At 70.1% G+C, this 22,846-nt stretch carries 20 protein-coding genes; 8 read left to right on the forward strand and 12 right to left on the reverse strand.

Annotated features, from left to right (window positions below; all coding sequences use genetic code 11):
- Positions 1-139: 139 nt before the first annotated feature.
- Together ABFX50_RS00250 and ABFX50_RS00255 are read left to right on the forward strand one after the other, a co-directional pair.
- Complete coding sequence (locus ABFX50_RS00250; protein WP_346142220.1) at positions 140-2,416, forward strand: catalase; 2,277 nt, start codon at positions 140-142, stop codon at positions 2,414-2,416.
- 160 nt (positions 2,417-2,576) lie between these two features.
- Positions 2,577-3,092, forward strand: coding sequence for a hypothetical protein (locus ABFX50_RS00255; protein ID WP_183649571.1), 516 nt, complete (start codon positions 2,577-2,579; stop codon positions 3,090-3,092).
- A gap of 3 nt (positions 3,093-3,095) precedes the next feature.
- Here ABFX50_RS00255 and ABFX50_RS00260 read toward each other — a convergent pair whose 3' ends face one another.
- A complete protein-coding gene (locus ABFX50_RS00260) occupies positions 3,096-4,169 on the reverse strand; it encodes a beta family protein (protein WP_346142222.1) in 1,074 nt (357 codons plus the stop codon).
- A 169-nt stretch (positions 4,170-4,338) separates the two neighbouring features.
- Entirely contained in the window at positions 4,339-6,987 is a 2,649-nt protein-coding gene (locus tag ABFX50_RS00265; RefSeq protein WP_346142224.1) for an AfsR/SARP family transcriptional regulator, read from the reverse strand.
- A gap of 174 nt (positions 6,988-7,161) precedes the next feature.
- Between ABFX50_RS00265 and ABFX50_RS00270 the strand changes: the two genes are divergently transcribed.
- Together ABFX50_RS00270 and ABFX50_RS00275 are read left to right on the forward strand one after the other, a co-directional pair.
- Positions 7,162-7,875 (forward strand): hypothetical protein, encoded by a 714-nt coding sequence (locus tag ABFX50_RS00270; protein WP_346142226.1) that lies wholly within the window; start codon positions 7,162-7,164, stop codon positions 7,873-7,875.
- Positions 7,876-8,963: 1,088 nt separating this feature from the next.
- Complete coding sequence (locus ABFX50_RS00275) at positions 8,964-10,010, forward strand: hypothetical protein (protein ID WP_346142228.1); 1,047 nt, start codon at positions 8,964-8,966, stop codon at positions 10,008-10,010.
- A gap of 316 nt (positions 10,011-10,326) precedes the next feature.
- Here ABFX50_RS00275 and ABFX50_RS00280 read toward each other — a convergent pair whose 3' ends face one another.
- The 6 genes from ABFX50_RS00280 to ABFX50_RS00305 form a co-directional block, all read right to left on the reverse strand.
- Positions 10,327-11,649, reverse strand: coding sequence for a serine hydrolase domain-containing protein (locus ABFX50_RS00280; protein ID WP_346142230.1), 1,323 nt, complete (start codon positions 11,647-11,649; stop codon positions 10,327-10,329).
- 86 nt (positions 11,650-11,735) lie between these two features.
- Positions 11,736-12,233 carry a hypothetical protein gene (locus ABFX50_RS00285; protein ID WP_346142232.1) on the reverse strand — a complete coding sequence of 166 codons (498 nt, stop codon included), beginning with the start codon at positions 12,231-12,233 and terminating at the stop codon, positions 11,736-11,738.
- Positions 12,234-12,366: 133 nt separating this feature from the next.
- Positions 12,367-12,771 (reverse strand): Imm7 family immunity protein, encoded by a 405-nt coding sequence (locus ABFX50_RS00290; RefSeq protein WP_346142234.1) that lies wholly within the window; start codon positions 12,769-12,771, stop codon positions 12,367-12,369.
- Positions 12,772-12,863: 92 nt separating this feature from the next.
- Entirely contained in the window at positions 12,864-13,283 is a 420-nt protein-coding gene (locus ABFX50_RS00295) for a hypothetical protein (RefSeq protein WP_346142236.1), read from the reverse strand.
- Between the two features lie 91 nt (positions 13,284-13,374).
- Positions 13,375-14,349, reverse strand: coding sequence for an alpha/beta fold hydrolase (locus tag ABFX50_RS00300; RefSeq protein ID WP_346142238.1), 975 nt, complete (start codon positions 14,347-14,349; stop codon positions 13,375-13,377).
- 217 nt (positions 14,350-14,566) lie between these two features.
- Complete coding sequence (locus ABFX50_RS00305; protein ID WP_346142239.1) at positions 14,567-15,394, reverse strand: DUF6597 domain-containing transcriptional factor; 828 nt, start codon at positions 15,392-15,394, stop codon at positions 14,567-14,569.
- Here ABFX50_RS00305 and ABFX50_RS00310 point away from each other — a divergent pair.
- From ABFX50_RS00310 to ABFX50_RS00320, 3 genes are all read left to right on the forward strand, one after another.
- On the forward strand, positions 15,393-15,935 hold the full coding sequence (locus ABFX50_RS00310; protein ID WP_346142241.1) for a TIGR03086 family metal-binding protein: 543 nt from the start codon (positions 15,393-15,395) through the stop codon (positions 15,933-15,935). The genes ABFX50_RS00305 and ABFX50_RS00310 overlap by 2 nt on opposite strands.
- A gap of 151 nt (positions 15,936-16,086) precedes the next feature.
- Complete coding sequence (locus ABFX50_RS00315; RefSeq protein WP_183660177.1) at positions 16,087-16,617, forward strand: SigE family RNA polymerase sigma factor; 531 nt, start codon at positions 16,087-16,089, stop codon at positions 16,615-16,617.
- Positions 16,614-17,621: a hypothetical protein gene (locus ABFX50_RS00320; RefSeq protein ID WP_346142242.1), complete on the forward strand. Its 1,008-nt coding sequence runs from the start codon at positions 16,614-16,616 to the stop codon at positions 17,619-17,621. The genes ABFX50_RS00315 and ABFX50_RS00320 overlap by 4 nt, the downstream gene beginning before the upstream one ends.
- 35 nt (positions 17,622-17,656) lie before the next feature.
- On the opposite strand, the gene ABFX50_RS00325 is transcribed toward ABFX50_RS00320, so the two are convergent.
- The 3 genes from ABFX50_RS00325 to ABFX50_RS00330 all read right to left on the reverse strand — a co-directional run bounded on the left by ABFX50_RS00325 (position 17,657) and on the right by ABFX50_RS00330 (position 19,952).
- Entirely contained in the window at positions 17,657-18,097 is a 441-nt protein-coding gene (locus tag ABFX50_RS00325; RefSeq protein WP_346142243.1) for a DUF6355 family natural product biosynthesis protein, read from the reverse strand.
- A gap of 537 nt (positions 18,098-18,634) precedes the next feature.
- Complete coding sequence (locus ABFX50_RS51235) at positions 18,635-18,922, reverse strand: LppU/SCO3897 family protein (protein ID WP_428834679.1); 288 nt, start codon at positions 18,920-18,922, stop codon at positions 18,635-18,637.
- Positions 18,923-19,124: 202 nt separating this feature from the next.
- A complete protein-coding gene (locus ABFX50_RS00330) occupies positions 19,125-19,952 on the reverse strand; it encodes a class I SAM-dependent methyltransferase (RefSeq protein ID WP_346143015.1) in 828 nt (275 codons plus the stop codon).
- A gap of 426 nt (positions 19,953-20,378) precedes the next feature.
- On the opposite strand from ABFX50_RS00330, the gene ABFX50_RS00335 reads away from it, so the two are divergent.
- Complete coding sequence (locus ABFX50_RS00335; RefSeq protein ID WP_346142245.1) at positions 20,379-21,230, forward strand: class I SAM-dependent methyltransferase; 852 nt, start codon at positions 20,379-20,381, stop codon at positions 21,228-21,230.
- A 603-nt stretch (positions 21,231-21,833) separates the two neighbouring features.
- Here the strand turns inward: ABFX50_RS00335 and ABFX50_RS00340 are convergent.
- Complete coding sequence (locus ABFX50_RS00340) at positions 21,834-22,793, reverse strand: hypothetical protein (protein ID WP_346142246.1); 960 nt, start codon at positions 22,791-22,793, stop codon at positions 21,834-21,836.
- Positions 22,794-22,846 lie beyond the last annotated feature (53 nt).

The following is a 22,846-nucleotide window of genomic DNA, read 5'->3' on the forward strand; positions in this document are numbered from 1 at the left end:
GCCGATGGTCGCGCTCCAGCCCCGTTTTCCCCCGATCTCCGGAAACGCTCGCTTTGACACGGGCAATCCGGGTAGGGCCCGCCCATGGATCAGCGCCGTGCCGAACGAGGGCACGGCGCCCTTCTCTGGGGGTAAACGAATGGAAGAGTCTCACCCGACGAACGCGTCCGGGGCCATCCCCGGCCGTCCCGGCAGCGAGCCGCCGCCGGTCGCCGAGCCCACCGAGCCGAGGGGACCGCTCCCGCCCAAGCAGGATCAGCGGGGCCCGGAGCCCTTCACCCCCACGGGCCAGCCGGAGGACGTGCCCCAGGAGGCGCTGGCGCAGGGCGGGGCGTACCTGACGACGGCGCTGGGCACGCGGCTGCCCGACAGCGACCACTCGCTGAAGGCCGGGCCTCGCGGACCCGTGCTGCTGCGCGACCACCACCTGAGGGAGAAGATCACCCACTTCGACCACGAGCGCATTCCCGAGCGCGTCGTGCACGCCCGCGGCGCCGCCGCGCACGGGATCTTCCGTTCGTACGGCACGGCCGCCACGGTGACGAAGGCGGCCTTCCTCGCGGAGGGCGCCGAGACACCGGTCTTCGTCCGCTTCTCGACGGTGCTGGGCTCGAGGGGCTCGGCCGACACCGTCCGCGACACGCGCGGCTTCGCGACGAAGTTCTACACCAGCGAAGGCGTCTTCGACCTGGTGGGCAACAACATCCCGGTCTTCTTCATCCAGGACGCCATCAAGTTCCCCGACATCATCCACGCGGGCAAGCCGCATCCCGACAGGGAGATCCCGCAGGCGCAGAGCGCGCACGACACGTTCTGGGACTTCGTCTCCCTGCACACCGAGGCGACCCACCACACGTTGTGGAACATGTCCGACCGCGGCATCCCGCGCTCGTTCCGGACGATGGAGGGCTTCGGCGTCCACACCTTCAGGCTGGTCGACGCCGCCGGCGCGACCACGCTGGTGAAGTTCCACTGGAAGCCCAAGGCGGGCGTGCACTCCCTGGTGTGGGAGGAGGCGCAGCTGATCAACGGGATGGACCCGGACTTCCACCGGCGCGACCTCGCCGACGCGATCGAGGCGGGCGCCTTCCCCCAGTGGGAGCTGGGCATCCAGGCCTTCCCCGACACCCCTGAGCAGATGTTCGAGGGCATCGACCTGCTCGACCCGACGAAGATCGTCCCTGAGGAGCTGGCGCCGGTCCAGCCGATCGGCCTGCTCACGCTCAACGCCAACCCGTCGAACTTCTTCGCCGAGACCGAGCAGGTCGCCTTCCACGTCGGCCATCTCGTGCCCGGCATCGACGTCACCGACGACCCGCTGCTGGCCGGACGGCTGTTCTCCTACCTCGACACGCAGATCACCAGGCTGGGCGGCCCGAACTTCACCCAGCTGCCGATCAACAGGTCGCACGCGGTGGTCAACGACATGCTGCGGGACGGCATGCACCAGACGGCCGTGCACAGCGGGGCCGCGCCGTACAAGCCGAACTCCCTGGACGGCGGCTGCCCCTTCTTCGCCGGGCAGCAGGAGGGCGGCTACGTCGAGGTGCCGGTAGAGGTGGCGTCGGCCCCGCGGGTGCGCGAGGCGCCCGCGACGTTCGCCGACCACTTCAGCCAGCCCCGGCTGTTCTGGCTGAGCCTGAGCCCGGTGGAGCGCGAGCACGTGATCGCCGCCTACACCTTCGAGCTCGGCAAGGTCTACGAGCAGGCGATCAAGGAGCGCACGCTGCAGGTGCTCGCCGAGATCGACCCGGTCCTGTGCGAGCAGGTCGCCGCCGGGCTCGGGCTGCCCGCGCCCAAGGCGGCCGAGCCGCTGCCCTCCGTCACGCCGAGTCCCGCGCTCTCGCAGGTGGGCAAGGTGTGGCCGACGACAGGCCGGATCATCGGCATCATCACGGGCGAGGGCGCCGACCTGAGCACGGTCAGGTCCGTACGGCAGGCGATCCTCGACGGCGGCATGGTGCCGCTGATCATCGCGCCCACCGGCGGCCCTCTCGACGGCGCGTCGCGAGACGGCGTGCGCGGCGTGCTCGACGCGCTCACCGGCGGCGACGAGCCGCTCGTCGCGCAGCGCACGTTCGCCACGGCCAGGTCCGTCGAGTTCGACGCGCTGCTGGTCGCGGGCGCCCCTGCGCCGGGCGCCGACGCCTACGGCGCGCGGGACGCCAAGGCCGGTGACGCCGGCGGCGCGATCGACCCGCGGGTGCTGCTCATGATGGCCGAGGCCTACCGTCATGGGAAGCCGATCGGCGGCTGGGACGGCGCCATGGAGGCCCTGGCGCTGGCGGCCATCCCCACGGGAGCCGCCGGCGTGCTGCTCGGCGACCGCGGCGACGAGGTGCTGACGGAGATCGTCAGGCTGCTCGGCCAGCACCGCGTCTGGGACCGCTTCCCGGCCGCCGCGGCCGTGGGCTGACGCGCCGGCGCTCCGTCTCGTCGTGGGTGGCTCGTCTCCCACGACGAGGCGGAGCGCTGATTCCGCGCCGTTTCCGCCCTACCGATCACTCGTCGCGGCACGATGGGGCACCACCGCCCAACGCACCCCCGGCTCCATCCGCGGCCACGAAGGAGAACCCGTGATTCCCGAGCGCGAGCAGATCGGATCCGTGGACCTCACCACCTGGCGGGTCGTCCCCGCCGACGGCAATCCCGACAAGGACGAGCACGGCGCCTGGGCGATCGCCGGCGGCGACAGCGACGAATACGACCTGTACCTCGAGGTCCGCGAGGCCGACCGGCCGAGGGAGGTCGCCCGGTTCGTCGTCGAGGCCGTCACCCGGCACGCTCGCGGTCTCCGGCTGAAGGGCGCGCTCGCCGACGTCGCCCACGTGCGCGACCGGCAGCCGGCCGACGACGAGCGGGCCCCCTCCAACCCGAGCCTGCCGGACGTGACCAAGCTCGCCCACCTGGTGGAGGCGGTCGGCGGCCTGGCCCACGAGGTCAGCCAGGCGGTCCCCCGCGACGAGCGAGGCGCCTACCAGGACAGGCTGTACGGCCAGCTGGCCCAGGTGGCCGCCACCACGGTGGCGTGGATGGAGGCCGTCCTGTCCGAGCGCACCCCGGACCCCGACGCCGGGCCGGTCGGCGCGTAGCGACTACGGCCGCCGCAGGTGGTCCAGGCGGTGACGCACCATGGCGAGATGGTGCGACTGCCCGCAGGCCCGCCACGAGGCGCGCGTGTTCGGCAGCGTGGAGGCGCCCGCCGCGAACTGCTCGATGTGCCGGTCGCCCCAGGAGAACGCCGCGCCCTGCGCGGGCCAGCCGTCCGAGTTGACCACCGCCTGGCACACCTTGCGGAAGCAGTCGAACGCGCCCTCGCCCTCGCCCGCCGCGCACCGGTAGATCTTCCAGTGGTCGTCGACCGTGTAACACAGCTTCGGGTGGCGGGACAGCTGTCTGCCGGACGGCTTGCGCGGGCTGGCCACCCCGTAGTCGGCGTACCCGATCTTCCTGTGGCGACCGGCGTGCGACACCGCGGCCAGCCACACCCCCGCGTCACGGCGCGGCGCTTCCACGGGCGCGTCCATGGGGGCGGCCGACACGCCGCCAGGCGGAGGGAAGGCGCCGCCTGCCAAGGTCACCGAGCGCCATGGGATGCCCGCCGCCCAGGCCAGCGCCTCGCGCGCGCAGCGAACCTGTTGGGCCGCCGCATGGTCGGACTCGATGGCCCACAGGTCCACCAGGAGATCGACGTCACGGAAGGCGAGCCCCATCCTGCGTAACAGGCCGGACAGTTTCGCATCCTTGCTGCCGTGCCGGGGACCGGTCCATGGCAGGCGCAGGCAGGCGCCCCTCTGGTGCTCCTGTACGGCCTGCGCCACATCGTCGAGATCGTCGGGGTCGTCGGTGAGGCGGAACACCGGTGTCGCGGCATAGTGGAACTGCCCGATCGCCTCGAAGACGAGCCGCACGGCGCCGCCGACGTCAGGGCGGCCGTACTGCGTGACGAGATACCGGCAGTCGATCGCGAACCGCAGATCATCGGGAATCCGATGGACGACGTTCTTGGCCAGGTTCAACGCGTCCCCGTACAGCGTGCGCTCGTGGTGACCCTCGCCCGGCAGCGCTTCGATGATCGGCCGTGTGTTCGGGTGGTCATGGGCCGGGATGTTCTCCAGGGCGCGGAACTCGCCCTCTTTGGCTTTGACGATCGGCATGTACACCGTCATGACCTGGTTCTCCGTACGTAGGCGAACCGCGTGTCCGGTGCAGCGGCCGTCCCTCGCCTCCCGGCAGGCCGCCGTCTTTCCGGTTGCCCCGAGGGTGAACGCCCAGCCGCGCGACCGTCAATTGTCCACGAAGACAGAGTTTCTGAGAGCCTGCCCGTCGGCCTCCTGGTCAGGTGAGGTCGGCCTGACCCACAGGCTCTCCTGACAGGGAGTCCAGCAGCCGCGCGTACTCCTGCTCGGCGTTGGCGTCGCCGAGCGCGCGCGCCATGGCCAGCGCGTCGCGCGCGCAGGCGGCGGCCTCCTCGATCCTGCCCTGGCCGCGCAGGCTCCTCGCCCTCACGGCCATCACCGAGGGCTCCAGCCGGCGGTCCCCGATCACGGCCAGCTCCGCCAGCACCTCCGCGCTGAGCCGCTCGGCCCGCTCGTACTCACCGCGGTCGTTGGCCATGCGGGCAGCGATGAACCTGATCACGGCCTGTGGCCGCCTGATCCCCTCGGCCACGGTGGCCGCCCAGCCGAGTATCGCCTGAGCGGTGTCTCGTCTGCCGGCCTCGTGGTGCACGGCGGCCATGTGGCTGAGCATCAGGGACTCGGTCGCCCTGTCCCCCTCGTGGAGGGCGATCTCCCTGGCCTCCGTCATGTGGGCCAGCGCCGCCTCCGCCGCTCCCAGCGCGCGTTCGATGAGGCCGAGGTTGCCGAGCGTCAGCGCCCTGTAGGGGCCCTCGATCTCGGGCAGGGCCTGGACGAGCAGCTCCCGCGCCGGCTCGTAACGCTTCTCGAACAGCTCGAGCGAGCCCAGGGAGACCAGCATCACCGCCGCGCCGTAGGAGTCGCCGTGCTCGCGGCAGAGCTCGAGCGCGATCGTCGAGCTCTCCCGCCAGTCGGACATGTTGCCTGTCAGCTCGTACAGCCTGACGCTGAACAGCGCGAGGTCCCAGCAGGCGGCGACCCTGCCCATGGCGGCCGCCTGGCGCACCCAGGCCATCAGCGTGGCCCGTTCGGCAGCCAGCCAGCCCATCGGGTGCGCGGGCAGCACCTCACCCTGGAGACGCCAGCGGGGCGCGTCGCCGCGCGCGAGCCTGAAGCCTCCGGCGTACTCCCGCAGGTAGGCCTCCTCTCCCAGCGCCAGCAGGCAGCCGAGCACCCTGTCGAGGGCGGCCTCGCGCTCGGCCCGCGCCATCGACTCCAGCGCCCGTTCCCTCGCGAAGATCCGGACGAGGTCGTGGAAGCGGTAGCGTTCCTGCCCGGCCTCGTCGAAACCGAGCTGCTGCACGAGCTGGGCCTCGGCCAACTGCTCCAGCAGCTCCGCCGCCTCCGCCAGCGGAAGGTCCATCAGCGCCGCGGCGGTCCACGGCGCGAAGTCGGGCGCCTCGACCAGTCCGAGGAGTTCGAACAGCGCGCGTTCGGGCGCGGGAAGGTCGCGATGGCTGACCTCGAAGCTCGCCCTGACGTCGAGCTCTCCCGCGCGCAGCTCATCGAGGCGGCGCCGCTCCTGCTCCAGACGGTCGGCCAGTCTTCGTGGCGTCCAGCCAGGCCTGGTCACCAGCCTCGCCCCCGCGATGCGCAGGGCCAGCGGCAGCCGGTCGCACAGCTCGGCCAGGGCGAGGGCCTCGTCGGGGTCGACCCGCGCCACACGGCCGAGCAGCGTCGCGGCCTGCCCGCTCGACAGCACCTCCAGCGGCACCGGTCGGGCCCCCACCCCCGCGACCAGCCCCTCGAACCTGCTGCGTCCCGTGACCACCGCGAAGCAGCAGGGCGAGGCGGGCAGCAGGGGCCTGACCTGGGCCGAGTCGGCGGCGTTGTCGAGCAGCACGAGCAGGCGCCTGCTGCTGGCCAGGCCACGGTAGAGGGCGGCTCGCTGGTCGAGCCCTTCGGGCACGCGCATGACACCGAGCGCGGCGAGGAAGCGTTCGAGCACCTCCCCCGGGTCCCTGCCGCCCAGGTCGGCGTAGAGCTGACCGTCGGGGAAGCGGTGGGCGACGCGGTGGGCCCAGCGCACGGCGAGACCCGTCTTCCCGACCCCGCCCACCCCGCTGATGGCCGCCACCCGCGCGCTGCCCTCCGACTCGAGAAGGTCGTCGAGGACGGCCAGCTCGGCCTGCCTGCCGGTGAACGCGAACACGTCGGGCGGCAGCTGGGCGGGGCGCACCGAGACCGCGGGCGGCTCCTCCCTCAGAATCTCGGCGTGCAGTTCGCGAAGGGCGCCGCCAGGCTCGATGCCCAGCTCGCCGGCCAGCAGCTCGCGTCCGTCGCGGTACAGGCGCAGCGCGTCGGCGCGCCTGCCCGCCTGGTGCAGGGCGCGCATGAGCAGCTCCCTGAGCCGTTCGCGCAGCGGATGCGCGAGCAGGTGGGGCTGCAGCTCGGCCGCGGCCTCGCCGTCGCGCCCGAGGTCGAGCAGGGCCAGCGCCCGCCGCTCGACGGCGGCCAGCCGCAGCTCCTCCAGTCTCGACGCCTCGACGCCGACGGGCGCCGCGTCGGCCAGGTCGGCGTAGGCGGGGCCGCGCCACAGCGCGAGCGCCCTTTTGAGGACCTCGGCGATCCTGGCGGGGTCGTCGAGGTCGGCGGCCGAGGCACACAGCCGCTCGAAACGCTCGGCGTCGAGCTCGCCGGGGTGGACGGTGAGGAGGTAGCCCTCGGGCCTGCGGGTGAGGCGGTCGCCGCCGAGCGCCTGCCGTACGTGGTGGACGTGCCAGCGCAGCGTCGCGGGCGCGGGAGGGCTCTCGCCCCAGGCGGCGTCGGCCAGCCTGTCGGAGGGCACGGGCCTGTTCGCCTCGGTCAGCAGCACGGCCAGCAGCGTGCGCTGTTTGGCGGAGGTCACCTCGACCGCTTCCCCGTCACGACTGATCGACAGCCGCCCTAACACCCCGAAATCCACCCGCCCCACGGTTGCACAACACCCGCCCCAGGACCACCTGGCCGCCTGGCCGCCCGAGCGGCGTGTTCGGTCGGCGTGACCCACGCGGGCGAGGCGTGGAGCGCCGATAATGAGCCGATGTCCGGATGGGAAGCCGCCAAGGCCCGCATGTACGACGTGTTCGGACACGTCCCGAGGCCCGAGCGCGTGGCCGGCTGCCCGCACTGCGTCGAGCCAGGCGAGGAGCGCTGCCTCCTGTCCTGGCCCGTCGCCTCGGTGGAGGCCGAGTCGCTGGCCCGCTACGCCGCCAAGGCCCTCACCACGTGGGGCGGCGTCACCGAGTTCCGCTACTTCCTGCCGCGCCTGCTCGAATGCGCCACAGCGGACGCCTTCTCCTACCCCGACCCCGAAATCGTCCTCGGCAAACTCGCCTCCGCCGACTGGCGCGCCTGGCCGGAAGAGGAGCGGAATGCCGTGTCGGATTTCCTGCGCGAGTGGTGGGGTCAAACGCTGCGCCACCATCCGGCCAGGCCCTCGATCGACACGGTGCTGTGCGCCCTGGCCGCCACCGGCATGGACCTGACGTCCTGCCTCGACGCCTGGAGCGGTCTCGACACCGACGCCTCGATCAGACACCTGCACGACTTCGTCATGACCGGCTGGTCGGGCAGGCGCCTGACCAACGCCTTCTGGAACCGCGACAGCCCCGCCCACGAGCAGGCCCTCACCTGGCTCACAGGCGGCCCCGCCGCGGCGGCAGTGGAGGCCGCGTTCGCCAGGGAGAGCCGAGAAGACCTGCTCGAACTGCTCACCGCGATTCATACCGTCATAACGCCGCGATCACCCGGCTGAAGGCGTTGAAACGTTCGGCAGGGAACGGCAGGTGAGGCCATTTCTGGCTTTCTCGGCAACGCGTTGAAATGCCGCCGATAATCGAATCAGCGCCTGGCCACAGGGTTTCACGTCTCGTCGAAGGCTGCGGAGAACGAAAATTCCGAACCCCGGCCTTCAGGGTAGATCCGCCGCCCGGCAAGGCCCGGACGGCCTTTGTCTGTGCTTTCTTCGAGCGAGACAGACATGGCGTGCCGAGCACATTCCGTTCGCGGCATTGAGTTGACGCACAGACCCTTCGCTCCCCTTTCCATGAGCGCGACACTTCTTTCTCGTGCCCAGCCCGCTGAGCGCCGTCGCCTCCGCGTGCTCGACGGCTTCTCCCGTTCGTCCCAGGCACCCGAGGCCGCCCCCCGGGACCGCCTCGGCATGCGTCCGGCTGGGCGACCTCAACCCTTCGACCACGGGCGGCGGATGCCGGTCGCCTCGCGTCGGCGACGAGCCCGGCCCGCTCCTTCGCACGTCAGCAGGCGGGGCCACCTCTCGCGCGCCGCGATAGTGATCAACGAGCATCAGCTACCCCGGCACCCCTTACTGCGCCGACGTCCACCGTCAGGCGGTCTGCACCTTACGCGCGTTTCGATCCAAAGAGTCTCATAAACGGATGTTCGCCCGTTTGGTAGGACTACACCCATGGATATCCCTAAATAGGCAATTGTCCCTTTTGTGTGACGCCTGTCTCGCCGTGCCATGCCGCACCGTCTCTAAAGCCCGCGAGGCGGGGCGGGGAAAGAGCCGATCAAGCGCTTCTCATGGATCGTCCGCAGGCGTGAGTGGGCGCTTGACGCGGTAACGCGCCCTGGCCGGCGGCGGCGAGCGCAGTGGCAGCCCGCGTGGGAGCGGGAACACGCACGCGGCTGGAAAATCCGGCTTAGTCAAGCAAGGAGCTGGTTGCACAAAGAAGCGGGTAATGTCCGTTTATCCGCTGATCGGCCGGGATATCTACGTTCCGCGCAAGATAATCCTTCAGGGTTACGAGGGGCGTTTTCCAGCGATTTGGCGACTAGCCATGCTGGGACAAATCCAGTCTTTTCAGGGGGAATCACTCAATGAACAAGCTCAAGGGTGTCGTCACAGCGGCCGCCGTGTGCTGCGTTATGAGCGCCGGCACTGTGGGCCTGGGGGCCGCGACGGCCGCCACCGCTGCCAGCGCGAGCACCGCTTCCAGCGCCAGCACCGCTTCCAGCACCAGCTGGGGCGGCGGCTGCGGTCACCGCTGGGGCGGCGGCTGCGGTCACGGCTGGGGCAGGCACCTGTTCCACCGCTTCAACAGGCAGTTCCACAAGCAGCGTCAGTGGCAGAAGCAGCTCCAGCGGCAGATGCAGAGCCAGCAGCAGAACCTGCACCAGAACGTCAACTTCCACCTGAACACGACTGCCGACGCGGGCAGCACCGCCGACGCCGTCGCCAGGCAGCGCGCCGAGGCGGACGCCAGGCAGCGCGCCGACGCCGACGCCCGCAACCGCAACGAGGTCGACGCGGACGCGGACGCGCGCAACCGCGCCGACGCTGAGGCGGACGCCAGGCAGAAGGCCGAGGCTGAGGCTGAGGCCAAGCAGCGCGCCGACGCCGACGCCCGCAACCGCAACGAGGCCGACGCGGACGCCCGCAACCGCGCCGACGCCGAGGCGGACGCCAGGCAGAAGGCCGAGGCCGAGGCTGAGGCCAAGCAGCGCGCCGACGCCGACGCCCGCAACCGCAACGAGGCCGACGCCGACGCGCGCAACCGCGCCGACGCCGCGTCGAAGCAGCACGCCGACGCCGACATGCACAACCACGCGGACGGCAAGCACCAGGCCAAGACCGACCACCGCTGGGAGGACGAGAAGGGCAAGCACCACCACGTCAAGAGCGACACGCACGACTGGGCGGACGTGAGCATGCACGACGCCGCGGCCGACAAGCGCAACTCGGCGGACGGCGAGGCCAGGAAGCAGGCCGAGTCCGAGGCCAAGAAGAAGTACGAGCAGGAGATGCGCAACAAGCTCGAGGCCGAGCTCAGGCAGAAGCTCGAGGCCGAGCTCAGGCAGAAGCTCGAGGCGGAGCACAAGCAGAAGCACGACGCCGCACATGCCGACGAGGCGGCCTGGTCCTGATCGAAAACCGGTGACAAGGTAGCCACCTGCTGTGCGACAGCGGGGGCTGACCTCCTGATCAGCGTCCAGCCTGCTTTTGATGGTCTGCCCCACTGTCAAGGCTGGAAGAGCACCGGCAGGTGGAAGCCGCCGCCGGAGAAGTTCAGGAGCAGCCGCCGCCACGTGAGACCGTCGCGATGAACCCTGAGGGGCCGAGCGGACACCCGTCCGCCCGGCCCCTTTCGGCCTGTCACGGCCGTCGACGCCGCGCCCGGGTCACGTGCGTGATCGGTGAGCCGTCACGCCGCCCCCCTCACGATCAGAGCGCACCGACAGGTCAGCGGACCCGCCTGGCCGCCCTGCCGCCCAGGTGCAGGAACGCGACCTCACCCGCATCGTCTCGCAGGAAGCGGCCGACGACGCGCTGCGGGTCGGCGGCGATCGTCACGTCGTCACTGCCCTCGACCAGCGCGAGCGGCATGTCGGGCATACCCTCCACCCCTGCGGCCGCCAGTTCGGGTCGCAGGACGAATCGCGCCGTCAGACTCTCGTCGACCTCGAAGGTCCACTGCCCCGCGTCGTAGCTGCCCGCGTACTCCGGCGAGGGTTCGCGCAGCGCCAGCCGTACGGCCTGCGGTCGGGCGTCGAGCAGGTGCTCCAGGCACCAGTCGGTCACGAGTGCGCCCAGCGCCTTGCCGGGGGCGGAGTTGGTGAGCGTGGTGACGGCGAAGCCGCGCTCGGGCGCCAGCACGAACGTGGACAGCTGCAGGTTGCCGATGTTGCCGCCATGCGTGACCAGCCGCACGCCCGCCCGCTCCTCCAGCAGCCAGGGCAGTCCGATGCCGGTCCACGGCGCACCGACCCGGACGTGCTCGGCCTGCATCAGCTCCCTGGTGGCCGCTCCGACCGGCTCCTCGCCGCTCGCGCCCAGGTGGAAGGCGGCGTAGCGAAGCTGGTCGCGCACCGACGACGCCAGCCCGCCCTCGGCCATGCAGTCGCGGAACAGCCCCCACGTGTGCGCGACCCGCGGGCCGTCCTCTCGTACGGCGTGCCCGACGGCGTGCGATCGCGTCGCCGCCTCCCAGGGGAAGAAGAAGCTGGAGCCCATGCCCAGGGGTTCGAGCACGACGCGCCTGACCACGTCCTCGTACGGCTCGCCGCACACGACCTCGATGACCCTGCCGAGCAGCCGGAACCCGGCGTTGTTGTAGGAGGCGAGCGCTCCGGGCGGGAAGAGCTGGGGCAGCTGGTCATAGGTGCCGATCGAGTCGGCCAGCGCCGTGGTGTCCCAGCTCTCGCCGTCGTCGATGTCGCCGAGGAACCCGCCGGTGTGGGTGAGCAGGTGCCGGATGGCCAGCTCGTCCGCGGCCCGTTCGTCGGCGAGCCGGAAGCCGGGCAGATACTGGCGCACCCGCCCGTCCAGGTCGAGCCGGCCACGCTCGACGAGGTGCATGACCACGGTCGCGGTGACCGTCTTGGTGGTCGACCCGATCTGGAACAGCGTGTCGCCTGTCACGGGAGCCGGCGCGTCGACGCTGGTGACGCCGGTGGTGAGGACGTGCTCCACGCCGTCGACAAGCACGCCTACGGCGGCGCCTGGAACGTGGAGGGACTTCGCCTCGCTGTCGAGCAGGCTCTGCAGGGGGTTGAGGTCAGCCATTCGTTCATCCTGCTGACGGCGAGAGCGGTGGGCTTCGTCCGCCCGCACCAATTCCGCCGAGCCGTTCGTCCAGCCCCGCGGGACGGTCAGCGGGCTCCGGCCTGCCGCACCTCGTAGGCCTCGCGTAGCAGGCCCGGCGCCTCATGCCGGTGAACGGCGGACAACGGCGTCCACACGCGTCTGGCCATCGGCCGGTCGTAGCGCAGGAACGTGCCCAACGACACTTCCTCGTCGCCGACGATGATCACGAGATGCCCGGTGAGCATCCAGGAGCGGGCCTCGAGCCTGAGCCAGCGGTCGCCCCGCTCAGCGATCTTCCATCCCGCCACGCAGGTGGGGGACGTGCGCCGCTCGAGACGCAGGCCGAGCAGCACCCGCCAGATGAACTGTCCCTTGAGGCCCGCGACGTCCTCGAACGCCGCACGGGCCCACTGCTCGGGTGATCCGGGTGCGGCGTCACCTGTCGCGATCGTGAAGAGGTCGACGTAGTCGGGGTCGGCGAGCGGGCTGAGCGCGAGAACCTCCTCGGGGACGTCGTGCTGCCGGAAGACGGTCAGGGTGGATGCGCTTTCGGATCGAACCACGTGGAGACGCCTCTCATCAGGTGCATCGGGCTCCTCGTCGCTTTCGGCAAGGCAGCGATCACAATCTAACCTACGTACATGTCTGTACGTAAAGTGGGTAGCCCGCTTTGCGGGGAGTGGCTCCCGCCTGGGACTAGCTCTCCGGTGAGGGATCCTCCACCGTGGGGATCACCGGGGACAGCAGCGGGTCGGCGTGCTCGCTCACCTGGCCGCGCACCAGCCGGAACACCCGGAACTCGTTCGGGTGGGAGCCCTCGTCATCCCACACGTGGAGCAGCCCGTAGGAGCCCGGGGCGATCCTCCCGACCCGCTCGAACAAGGCGATGAGAACCTCGCCCCACCCGCCGTCGCGGTTGGGCTGACCGGCCAGATGGACGAACGGGGTGCCGTTCATCCATCGGAGGTCGACCAGGCCGTAGTCGCGGAGCTCGGCCAGGCAGGCGCGGACCTCCTCCACCTGCCGCTCCAGCCGGCCATCGCGGTCGTCCTCGACGCCGGCCGTCTCGCGGATGGTCACCCACCCGTGGTACTCGAACATCCCCGTCCCTCAGAACCGCCGCCGGTGGAAGACGCCCTCGCAAGTCTCGCGCATCCGCGACGCCCCCGCCGGGCGCCCCCTGTCCCGGTGGGTCAGTCCGGCGCCCAGTACTTCTCCAGGGTCTTCTCCAGGTCCCGCACCACCGGGCTCCAGGAGGCGGGCAGCGTGTAGCGGCTGACGCGGTGACCCCGGTAGGCGATCGTGTACTTGATGAAGTCGGCCCCCTGGGGCTGGGCCTCGGAGCGCCCGAGGCGCAGGAGCTTCAGGTGTCCGCGCAGCGTCCGCATCTCCTTGCTGGTCAGGCACTTGTCCACGGTCGGCCCCGTCCTGCGGCTCAGCCGCGCGCACCCGTCGGTGTACACGATCACGCGATCGGCGAGGCCCGCGAACCCGCCCTGCTTGTGGAGCGCGACCAGCGTCGTCTTCGCGGTGAACGCCTGGGCCGGCGGCGCGACGCCCGCGCCCAGGGCAAGGAGCAGTGCCGGTAGGACCACGATTCGCCAGATCTTCATGTCTCTCTGACGTACCGGAGCGGCCGACGGCTCACCGTTGCGCCAAGTCTGTCGCTCGGCGTCGTGCCCGCGGCGCGATCGCCGTGCACGGTCACCGCCGTCCGTGCGCGGAAGCGACCTCCCGGATCGCGTCGAGGACGAGGTCGGGCTGACCGTGCTGCACGTAGTGGTCCTTCGTGGTCGCGACCACCAGGCGACCGCGCGTCGACAGCGCGGCCAGAGCCCTGGCCTGCTCCGTGACGGCCGCGGGCTGGCCGGCAGCGGAGATCACCACGACAGGCAGGTCACCCCACGCTCGCGGGCGGACCGTCGCGCGGACCTGGGTGGCGCTGTCCACTCCTGCCCAGGCCTCGGCCCGGGCGGCCGCCATGCTGCCGGACCCGTAGACGACGACGGCATGGCGGCGGGCCGCCGCGGTGGCCTCGGCGGGCACGAAGGCATCGCCCATCAGCCGGAGAAGGCCGAGGCGGGCGGCGACCTGATAGGCGGTGAAATGGACGGCCATCAGTGGCCTGGAGATCTGAAGCGCCTCGACGGCCGTCTCGTCGGTCACGTCGATCAGCACCAACCCGGCGGTCAGGTTCCGCCAGCGATCGGCGAACACACGTATGGCGTTGCCGCCGTAGGAGTGCCCGACGAGGACGTACGGCCCCGCCTCCCCTGCGGCGACCAGCATCGTGCGCAGTTCGCCCGCGGCGTGCTCCGCCGTACCCTGCGAGGGGCCGTCGTCGCTCCAGGCGTATCCGGCCCTGTCGTAGGAGCACACCCGGTTGCCCGCGGAGAGCCGCCGCTGGATCACCTCCCAGCTCGCGCTCGATTCCGCCAGCCCCGCTTCCAGCACGACGGTGGGGGCGCCGGCCCCGGTGCAGTGCAGGTGCAGGCGGTGACCGCCCACATCGACCAGCCGCCCAGGCGCCTTGTGGTGTTCTGGGTCGCTCTGCCGGGCGATCGTCTCGTAGCCGAACCCGGCGGCCGCCGCCAGCACGAGCAGGCCCGCACCCCAGACGGCGACCCGCCGCAACCGCCGCCGCAGCCATCCGCCTGGCCGCGTAGTTCCATGCGTCATGCCTCGAATCTAGGTTTGGGGTCGGCCCGTTTCCTCCTCCGGCCGGATGGCGCCGGGTCAGGACCAGCGCACCCGCCGCCGCCCCTTCCTCCTCCATCAGGATGACGAACGACTCCGTCCCCCGAGCGCCGATGTGCGGCGAGACGGCGTTGCGCGGCCGATAATCCGGCGACCGGCGCGGCCAGGCCGGTAGCGACCGCCGGCGCCTCGCTGAGGATCAGGGTCGGCTGCTGAGCCGGGCGTAGGCCGCGGGCGGCATGCCCACCGCGGCGGTGAAGTCGCGGGTCAGGTGGGCCTGGTCGGTGTAGCCGAGTTCGGTGGCCAGCGTGGCGAGGTCGAGGCCCTGGCAGACCCGCTCCGCGGCCTCGTACAGCCTGAAGCGGCGGATCACCCACTTGGGGCCGATGCCCACATAGTCGCGGAACAGCCGCTGCAGCGAGCGCACCGAGCGGCCCGACCGGGCCGCCAACTCGTCGACCCTGGTCATCGACACGTCGCCCTCCACCATCGCGACCAGCGCCGCCACCTCCTCGGCCACCGGATCCTCCTCAGGACCCAGACCCAGCAGGAACGTCTCGATGAGGCCGACGGCGGCCACGGGGTCGGGTTCGGCCAGGACCTGCTCGACCAGGGTCGCGCCCGCTGCGCCGTACATCTCGTCGATCTCCGCGAAGCGGCCGGTCAGCGTGGAGACCGGGCCGCCGAGGAACGGCCGGTAGCCGCCGGGACGGAAGCGCGTGCCGAGCACGCGGCCACTGTCCCGCATCGTGTGGGAGAACCCGCCCTTGATCACCCCCGCGATCCGGTGGAAGTCCTGGGCGAAGATCATGTTCACCGTGGGGTGCGAGACTATGCGCTGTACGTAAGGCTCGGCGAGGTCGGCCCAGGTGACGACCCAGAAGTGATCCACATACGCCGAGATCTCCGGCGACGGCGCGTGCCGGGCGAAATCGAAGGCGTCGAGCCCGGCGTGCGGATCGACCCAGCCGCGCTGTCGCGTTTCTACAAGCCGCCTGCGAGACGGGCGAGGCACCATGGCTGCCATGGACGACATGATGCCGCTGATGACGCGCGCCACAGAACGGACCTCGGGACTGGTGCGCGCGGTGCCACGGGAGCAGTTCGCGTCTCCTACGCCCTGCGCGGAGTTCGACGTCAAAGGCCTGATCACCCACCTGGAGTGGGTGGCGGAGCTGTTCGAGTCGCTGGGCCGCAAGGGGCCCTACGTCGAGCAGGGATCTTACGCGGGCGACTTCCCCGAGCGAGCGGAGCGCACGCTCGCCTCCTGGTCACGACGCGAGGCGTGGGACGGGACCGACTCCGTCATGGGTCTGCCGATGACCGCTCTGGCCCACATGTACCTCGTCGACATGGTCGTGCACGGCTGGGACCTGGCCGTCGCCACCGGTCAGCCGTACGAGCCGGAGCCCGAGGCCGTCTCGCGCGCGCTGGCCTTCTCCGAGCGGACGGCGGAGACGGGCAGACAGCGCGGCGTCTTCGGGCCACAGGTGGCGGTGCCGGACGACGCCCCGGAGTTCGACCGCCTGCTCGGCGTCATCGGCCGGGATCCTGCCTGGACAGCGTGAACCGCTCCGGCCCTTCCTGCGCCTCGCTCGGGTAGACGGCGCCCGACTCCATCGCCTCGTCGATCTCGTCTCCCCTTCTGAGAATCCTCTCCGCCGCCAGGGGACGCCGGTGAAGACCCTCACGTACCGGGGCAACCCGTGCCGCCGCTCGATGCGTCAGTACCGTCGACAGGCGACAACGGGAGGCCCGCAGGTGGCGGACAGATCGATATTTCCGGAGTTCGTGGCGACACGCTCCGACCGGTTGTTACGAACGGCCTACCTGCTGACGCACAACTGGGCCACGGCCGAGGACCTCCTCCAGGAAGCCCTGGCCAAGGCCTGGTTCGCCTGGTCCAGGGTGGACGACCCCGAACCGTACCTGCGCAAGGTCATCGTGACCACGTACACCTCCTGGTGGCGGCGCCGATGGCGGCGTGAACTGCCGAGCGACGAGCTGCCCGAACCGGCGGCCGGCGACGCCACGCGCGGGTTCGACGATCGCGACTCGCTGTGGCGGGTGGTGGGGCAGCTGCCGGCCAGGCAGCGGGCGGTGATCGTGCTGCGCTTCTATGAGGACCTGTCGGTCGCCGAGGCGGCGGCCGTACTGGGCTGTGATCCAGGCACGGTCAAGAGCCAGACGGCCAAGGCGCTGGCCAAGTTGCGGGTGGACGAGTCGATCGTGAAGGAGCTGCACCGATGACCGTGCAGGAGTTGCGTGACGAGCTGCGCGGGCGGGCCGAGGCCGTACCTCCGGCCAACCCGGCCCGCCCGGCGCAGGTGCGGGCCCGCATCCGCCGCCGGCGGCTGCGCAGGAGCGCGGTGGCGGGCGTCGCGGTCGCGGCGCTGGCGTCCGCCGGGTTCCTCCTCCCCGGTACGGCCCAGCGACCGCCCGACCACACCGCGGTCGCCGTCCAGCCGCCGCCTTCGCTGCCGGAGAGCTTCACCGCGCCGGACGGCACCGCCTACCGCCGAGTGGGCGCGACCAGCATGCGCGCCTCCGGCAAGGAGAGGATCACGATCAAGGTCCCGTACACGGGCAAGCCTCTCGACGTCGCGGGCGTCTGCGCGGGAGAAGGCAACCACGCGCCCCGGTTCCATGTCGCCGGTGGTCCGAAGCAGGCCGGGTTCTTCGGCCGCTGCTCGCGGCAGAGGCAACTGCAGCCGCTCCACGTGCCGAAGAGCGGCTCCGCGGTGGAGATCATCTTCGATGCCAGGACCTCCGGCACGGCCTGCACGAGGAGCAACGCGCACGCCGCGTGCGTGCCGCAGCAGGACAAGCTCACCGAATGGTCGCTGGCGGTCTACGAGTGGACGCCGCCACCCCAGCCTGTCGTTCCCGACCGGCCGCGCGACCTGCCGTCCAGGCTCGACGGCTGGAAGCTGGAGGAGAGCAGATCCGGCAGCTGGCCGCAGGACGGCGACTCGGTCACCTTCGACGTCACAGGCGACGGCGGCAAGCTGGGCGTGGACCAGATCTGCACCGGCGACCTGGCCGGGCGGCTGCGGTTCAGCCTCAAGGTGAACGGCGAGGACACCGGTTCCAGCGGCGACTGCGGAGTCTGGGAGGACGGCGCGTTCCCCTCGGCGATGAACGAGATCGAGGCCCCCGCAGGCCGGCGCGTCACCATCACGATCTCGCTCGACCTGCGGGGGGAGCACACGAACCGGCCGGTGCGCTGGTCGGTCGGCCTCTACAGGAAATAGAGGATGTTCCTGTTCGCTCCGCTACAGAGAATGCGCTAGCACAGGTGACCCGTGTACCAGGCGTGGGAGGCCCGGTCAAAGGTCTCGAGGACTCTGTCCTGCCATGGCTGCATGCAGGCGTAGTTGTTGGGCCAGTGACGGTAGTCGACTTCGACCTCGACCTTACTGCTGCCGCAGTGCCAGTAACGGAGGTCCGCGTTCCAGGCGGTGCTCACGCGATAGGCGCCACACCGCACGCCCACAGGGGCTTCGAAAATGCTGACGTCATTGGAGGCGGTGCGTGGGGTGTGGCCGTTGGACGCCTGGGCGGCGGGTGCGGCCACGGCGATGCTTCCGACGGCCACGGTGGCCAGGGCGATCCGGGACATGGTGGTGAACAGGCTCATGCCTCCCCTTTTCCGTCCGTTTTTCTGTCCGTGCGCGTAGCAGCGATTGTCGCCATGTATTGCGGCCGGGCCAAGAATGAGCAGCGCCATTGACCGTCGATATCCTGCCATTCACCCTCCCTGCGCTGTCTGCAGGGGATATCCGCCGCTGATCGCATACGCGGGGGACTACGGAACGCGCGCCGCGCGGTCGCGCGGTGACCGGCCCGGCGCGCCTCAGGTCGACTTGGCGGGCCGGAGGGTCTGTTCGATCAGAGTCTCGCCTGGTCAGCAAAGGCATCCTCGTCGAAACCGAGTCGGGATCGTTCGCTCGAGCCCCTGGAGTTCCCCATAGGTATGCGCGGTCAGCCGCTCATCCAAGTCGTCGATGGTAAGCCGCCCTTCGACATGGCCGTCTTGGAGTAGCTCTGCATGCAGCAAAGTCACGGTCCGCGTCACACGCCAAGGTGATGGAGGTGGGATTCCACGATCGAACGGCAGTCAGCAAGGCGCTTTCACGGGACACGGCTTCCTGCGCTTGCCAACGGTGCCGGTTGCGGGCGCGGAATGCCAGACCTATCTAGCACGTGGCCCAAGGTGATCGACGGGAGGCTGGCAAGTGATGCCCGGTCCGCGTCGCCCAACCTGTCATGGCGTCCCGATACAGCGGCCCTCGCCATCGTATTCCCGCATGGCGTGGGTGCCGTTGGGGCAGTCGGTAATGCTGAGCGACGAGCCTCGCAAGATCTTCAGTATTTTCTTGTCCGCGTCGGGCGATGTGCAGTCGACGACCTCATAGTTCCCCTCCTTATCCTTGAAACACTCTCCTTCCTCAGCGCCGTACCCGCTTCTGGAGCAGCTGGCGGTAGCAAGGACCAGTACAAACAGTGATGTGAGCAGAGCAAGGCGGGGAATCAAGCGAGCTCCAAAATACATGATTGTTATTTGTGGAATATACGAGTCAGACTGGAAGCCTGGCAAGATCACCAGCGCCCTCAGGGCTGAGCTCAACTTGCCTTGCCTCAGAGCGTCTACAAGGGTTGGGGCGGCCGCCACACGATCACACCACCGCCGTCGAGCCAGGTCCACACAGGCAAGAAGTAACCGAGGGGGAGGCCGTGACCCGACACGAATACCCTCAGGCCTGACGGGCGCGGACGAACCAGACGTCCTGGATGGTGGTCCGCAACCGCTCGGGCAGCGGCGGCAGCCAGTCGCAGCGGCCCTCGGCGATGTCGCCGTGCAGCGCCGCCTGCGCCGACCAGCCGTACGGCATCAGCCACTCCACCGGATCGCGGAACGAGCCGACGAACGGCGAGCCGCGCCCGCTCATCTCCCGCAGGAAGTCCTGCCTGGCGGGATCGGTGAGGAACCGGTCGTGCGGCCCGTCGAACGTCAGCCACGAGCCCGGCGCCGACAGCACGCTCATGGCCTCGGCCAGCGCCCGCCCCTGCGGCTTCGTGAGGTAGTAGAACAGACCCTCCGCGATCCAGTGGACCGGCTGCTCGGGGTCGAACCCCGCGGCGAGCAGCGCGACCGTCCAGCCGTCCTCTCGCAGGTCCGCCTCCACGACCTCGACCCGGCATCTGGCGGTGTACCCGGCCGCGCCGAGTATCTCCGCCTTGCCGGCGAGCTGACCGGGCAGGTCGACTTCGTAGTAGCTGAAGCTCTGGTCGAGCGGCAGCCGGTAGGCGCGGGAATCGGTGCCCGAGCCCAGGCACACGGCCTGCCGTACGCCTGAGTCGAGCAGCGTCAGGTCGCCGAGCCGCCCTCTGATCGGCACCACCTCCGACGGCAGCCCCTTGCTGCGGATCTCGTCATAGCTCGCCTCGGACTCCGAGGTGACGAAGGCGGCGGCGCAGGGATCGTCCAGGTAGGCGTCCGCCTGAGCACGCTCCCTGGACCGGATCACGGCCATCCAGTCGCTGGTGAGCATCACGGACCTGGCCTGCACCTCATCGCCCATCGACACGCCTCACTCTTAGCACGCGATTCCTCACTTACAGTCATCATGCCTGACGGCGTCCCACCGATACCGGAGGGGTGCGGAGCGCGCGGGCCGAAGGCCGACAAGCAGACCTTTCGCCGCGACCGTGAGGGCGGACATCGCACGGTCCGGCATGAGCCGGCACGACTGGCTTTCCTGTCGCGAGCGGGGGGCGCGGCAGCTTGGTGACCGCGGCCACGCCGGACCGCCACCTGCAGCACGCGCAGGCCGACCTCGCCCCGGACGCGACGTCTCCGCGTGGATACTGTCGATTACGCCAACCGTAATGGCGTATTTATTGGCGAGTTACTCGAAATTAATTTCCATACGCTATGATAAGCGCGGGCATTATGAATAGGCATTTAGCATCGTCGTTCCAGGCACCAGGAAAAGGAACGGCGACATATGCACACAGCGCAGCCCAGCCAGACCGCGCTCATCACGGCGGCCTCCCGTGCGGCCCACCTCGTGGTGGACCAAGAGCCCTTCATCTTCCGTGACACCGTCGCCGCCACTCTGCTCGGCGAGCTCGCCGAGCAGTTCATCGGCTACCACCGGTCCCACGGCGACCACCTTGTCCTGTCAGGCACCAGAGCCCAGGTGACAGCCCGTAGTCACTACACCGAGCGCCGCCTGGTCGAGCTGGCCCGCGACGGGCTGGAACAGTACGTGGTGCTCGGCGCGGGACTCGATACCTTCGCCTGCCGTCCGGGCCCGGAGGTCAAGATCTTCGAGGTCGACCATCCCGCCACCCAGCGGTGGAAGCGCGACCTGTTCGCGGCCGCGGGCGTCACGCCCTCGCACGCCCTGGCCTTCGCCCCCGTGGACTTCGAGACCGACGATTTGCTGGCCAGCCTACGCGCCGCCGGGTTCGACCCGTCCAAACCGGCCCTGGTGAGCTGGCTCGGCGTCTCCATGTACCTCACACGGGATGCGGTCGCCGCCACCCTGGCCACCGTAGGCCGCCTCGCCCCCGGCACGGAGCTGGTGATGGAATACGCCCTGCCGTCCGCCTTCCGCGACGAGCGGGGCGCCGCGTTCGCGGACTTCGCCCTCCCCGCCGCCGCCGAACGCGGCGAGCCCTGGCTGACCTTCCTCGCCCCAGACGGCCTGTCCGCCCTGCTCGTTCAGCACGGACTCAGGGCGACCGAGCACGTACGGCAGGCCGACAGCATCGCCCCCGCACTCTGGCACCGCTCCGACGGCCTACGCCCTGCCGACCTGTGCCGCCTGGCTCGCGCGACCGTGCTGCGCTGATTGCCCATGACAAGGGGAAGCGAAATCCTTCTGGTCATTACCTGACCCAGCCGGTCATGAACCTAGCCAGTGCCGCTGCAGCAACGTCTTCCGCAACTGGGGCGGCCTACCGGCGGCGCAGACCAGGGGTGCGAGGTGGCGGCGATGCGGATGCTGTCCAGTTGTCCTTCACGGCCGCTGCAGGAGATGCCGCCGGCCTTCGTCGCCAGCACCACCTGGTCCCGGCGTCCTTCGACGGCCCCCTCTTCGGCGAAGGGCCCCGGCCGGCTTCCGCGCCTCGGGTGACAGAGGGGGACGTGCCGATGTTGACGGCGCTGACACCGGCGGCGTCCCTGTCGGTGGCGGCGCCGCCGCAGGCGGTCAGGAGGGCGGCCGGCGCCCAGCCCGGCGACAACGCGGCTGAGATGTCGTGAGCGGTTCATGGTGTCATGCATGCACGCAGGATCGGTCCGGCGCAACAACGGGCGAGGCGATCGGGGTCTGAGCCTGTCGAACGCGGCGTCACCCACGACTCCGTCCGCGAGCACGACGACGATCGCGGCCCATGATCCGCTCATGGGGCCGCTGCTTTTCGATCTACTTCGCCAACAGTGTCACGAAGAGCTAACCGAGGGGCGGACGGGCAGCCAGCATGTCGATGGTGTCGTCGGCCTCGGGGAGGTTCGCCGGTCCTGCGGAGGAGGAGACTTCGCCGGCCGGTGGCGGTGCGACCGCGGCCCGGTTACTCCACCCGATGTAATCAGTCACGGTCACATCAGTGAAGAACCTCACCTTTTCCCTGACCTCCCAGAATGAGACCACGCGTAGCGGCAAGCCATCCTTGCCCACGAAGACAGCCCAGTTGAGGTGCCGGCCGCGATCAGCGTCGGGCAACTCGCCATTCGCAGCTGCGCGGAATGTAGGGGACAGCTTGAACATCTCGGCGAAGGTCAGCACCCCCGCATACATGAGCTGCCACTCCTTTTTGCCAGTGGGCCCGGTGGCTAGATGGCCGCGGCCCTTGCGATTCTTCTCAGTGATGAACGCTTTGAGTGTGGCGGGCTCGAAGATATTCACCAGCAGGTCGCCGTAGGCGGCATCCGGACCGGCGGCGCGCTTCACGCGGGCCCAGCTCTTCCCTTCGGGCAGGGTGGCGGTGAAGAGGTTGCCTGAACCGTAAAGCCAGCCCTTGGTACTGATCCACCGGTGCCACGAGGTCTGAGGGATCAGACTGGCCACATGCTTGTCGCCTGCAGCCGCCACATCACGAGCTGCTTGCCCAGCCAGGGACGAGTTGAGGGTGATGCGGCGACTGATGTCCGAGCCAATCACCCCGCCACGTCCGAGTTGGAGGCGGCCCTTCACCTGCACGGAAAACCCCGCGCTGTACACCATCCGGTCGGAGGCCGGGAGGGCCTGCAGCCGGGAGGAGCTCTTCTCGGCGATCGTAACGCCGCCCCCCTTGGCGACACGGGCCGTGATCGCAGAAACCACGTCAGGCAGCGGGACGATCTCCGCCAATGCTGGGGCTGCGGTCAGCCCAGGCGCTACAAGCGCGATCACGAATGGGGTCAGGCGTCTCATGCCGGCCATCCTGTCGACCAGCACCCTGGGTGGCCATGGTGCTGAATCCGCTG

Origin of the sequence: Nonomuraea recticatena, from assembly GCF_039533245.1 — a bacterium.
In the GTDB taxonomy this organism is placed as follows: domain Bacteria; phylum Actinomycetota; class Actinomycetes; order Streptosporangiales; family Streptosporangiaceae; genus Nonomuraea; species Nonomuraea roseola.

Coding starts and splice junctions, on each gene's coding strand:
- ABFX50_RS00310 (WP_346142241.1), top strand. CDS start 15,393: ATGGACGACATGATGCCGCTGATGACGCGCGCCACAGAACGGACCTCG.
- ABFX50_RS00295 (WP_346142236.1), bottom strand. CDS start 13,283: ATGAAGATCTGGCGAATCGTGGTCCTACCGGCACTGCTCCTTGCCCTG.
- ABFX50_RS00275 (WP_346142228.1), top strand. CDS start 8,964: ATGAACAAGCTCAAGGGTGTCGTCACAGCGGCCGCCGTGTGCTGCGTT.
- ABFX50_RS00260 (WP_346142222.1), bottom strand. CDS start 4,169: ATGACGGTGTACATGCCGATCGTCAAAGCCAAAGAGGGCGAGTTCCGC.
- ABFX50_RS00250 (WP_346142220.1), top strand. CDS start 140: ATGGAAGAGTCTCACCCGACGAACGCGTCCGGGGCCATCCCCGGCCGT.
- ABFX50_RS00325 (WP_346142243.1), bottom strand. CDS start 18,097: ATGGCGCTGCTCATTCTTGGCCCGGCCGCAATACATGGCGACAATCGC.
- ABFX50_RS00320 (WP_346142242.1), top strand. CDS start 16,614: ATGACCGTGCAGGAGTTGCGTGACGAGCTGCGCGGGCGGGCCGAGGCC.
- ABFX50_RS00305 (WP_346142239.1), bottom strand. CDS start 15,394: ATGGCAGCCATGGTGCCTCGCCCGTCTCGCAGGCGGCTTGTAGAAACG.
- ABFX50_RS00330 (WP_346143015.1), bottom strand. CDS start 19,952: ATGGGCGATGAGGTGCAGGCCAGGTCCGTGATGCTCACCAGCGACTGG.
- ABFX50_RS00315 (WP_183660177.1), top strand. CDS start 16,087: ATGCGTCAGTACCGTCGACAGGCGACAACGGGAGGCCCGCAGGTGGCG.
- ABFX50_RS00300 (WP_346142238.1), bottom strand. CDS start 14,349: ATGACGCATGGAACTACGCGGCCAGGCGGATGGCTGCGGCGGCGGTTG.
- ABFX50_RS00335 (WP_346142245.1), top strand. CDS start 20,379: ATGCACACAGCGCAGCCCAGCCAGACCGCGCTCATCACGGCGGCCTCC.
- ABFX50_RS00280 (WP_346142230.1), bottom strand. CDS start 11,649: ATGGCTGACCTCAACCCCCTGCAGAGCCTGCTCGACAGCGAGGCGAAG.
- ABFX50_RS00270 (WP_346142226.1), top strand. CDS start 7,162: ATGTCCGGATGGGAAGCCGCCAAGGCCCGCATGTACGACGTGTTCGGA.
- ABFX50_RS51235 (WP_428834679.1), bottom strand. CDS start 18,922: ATGTATTTTGGAGCTCGCTTGATTCCCCGCCTTGCTCTGCTCACATCA.
- ABFX50_RS00340 (WP_346142246.1), bottom strand. CDS start 22,793: ATGAGACGCCTGACCCCATTCGTGATCGCGCTTGTAGCGCCTGGGCTG.
- ABFX50_RS00290 (WP_346142234.1), bottom strand. CDS start 12,771: ATGTTCGAGTACCACGGGTGGGTGACCATCCGCGAGACGGCCGGCGTC.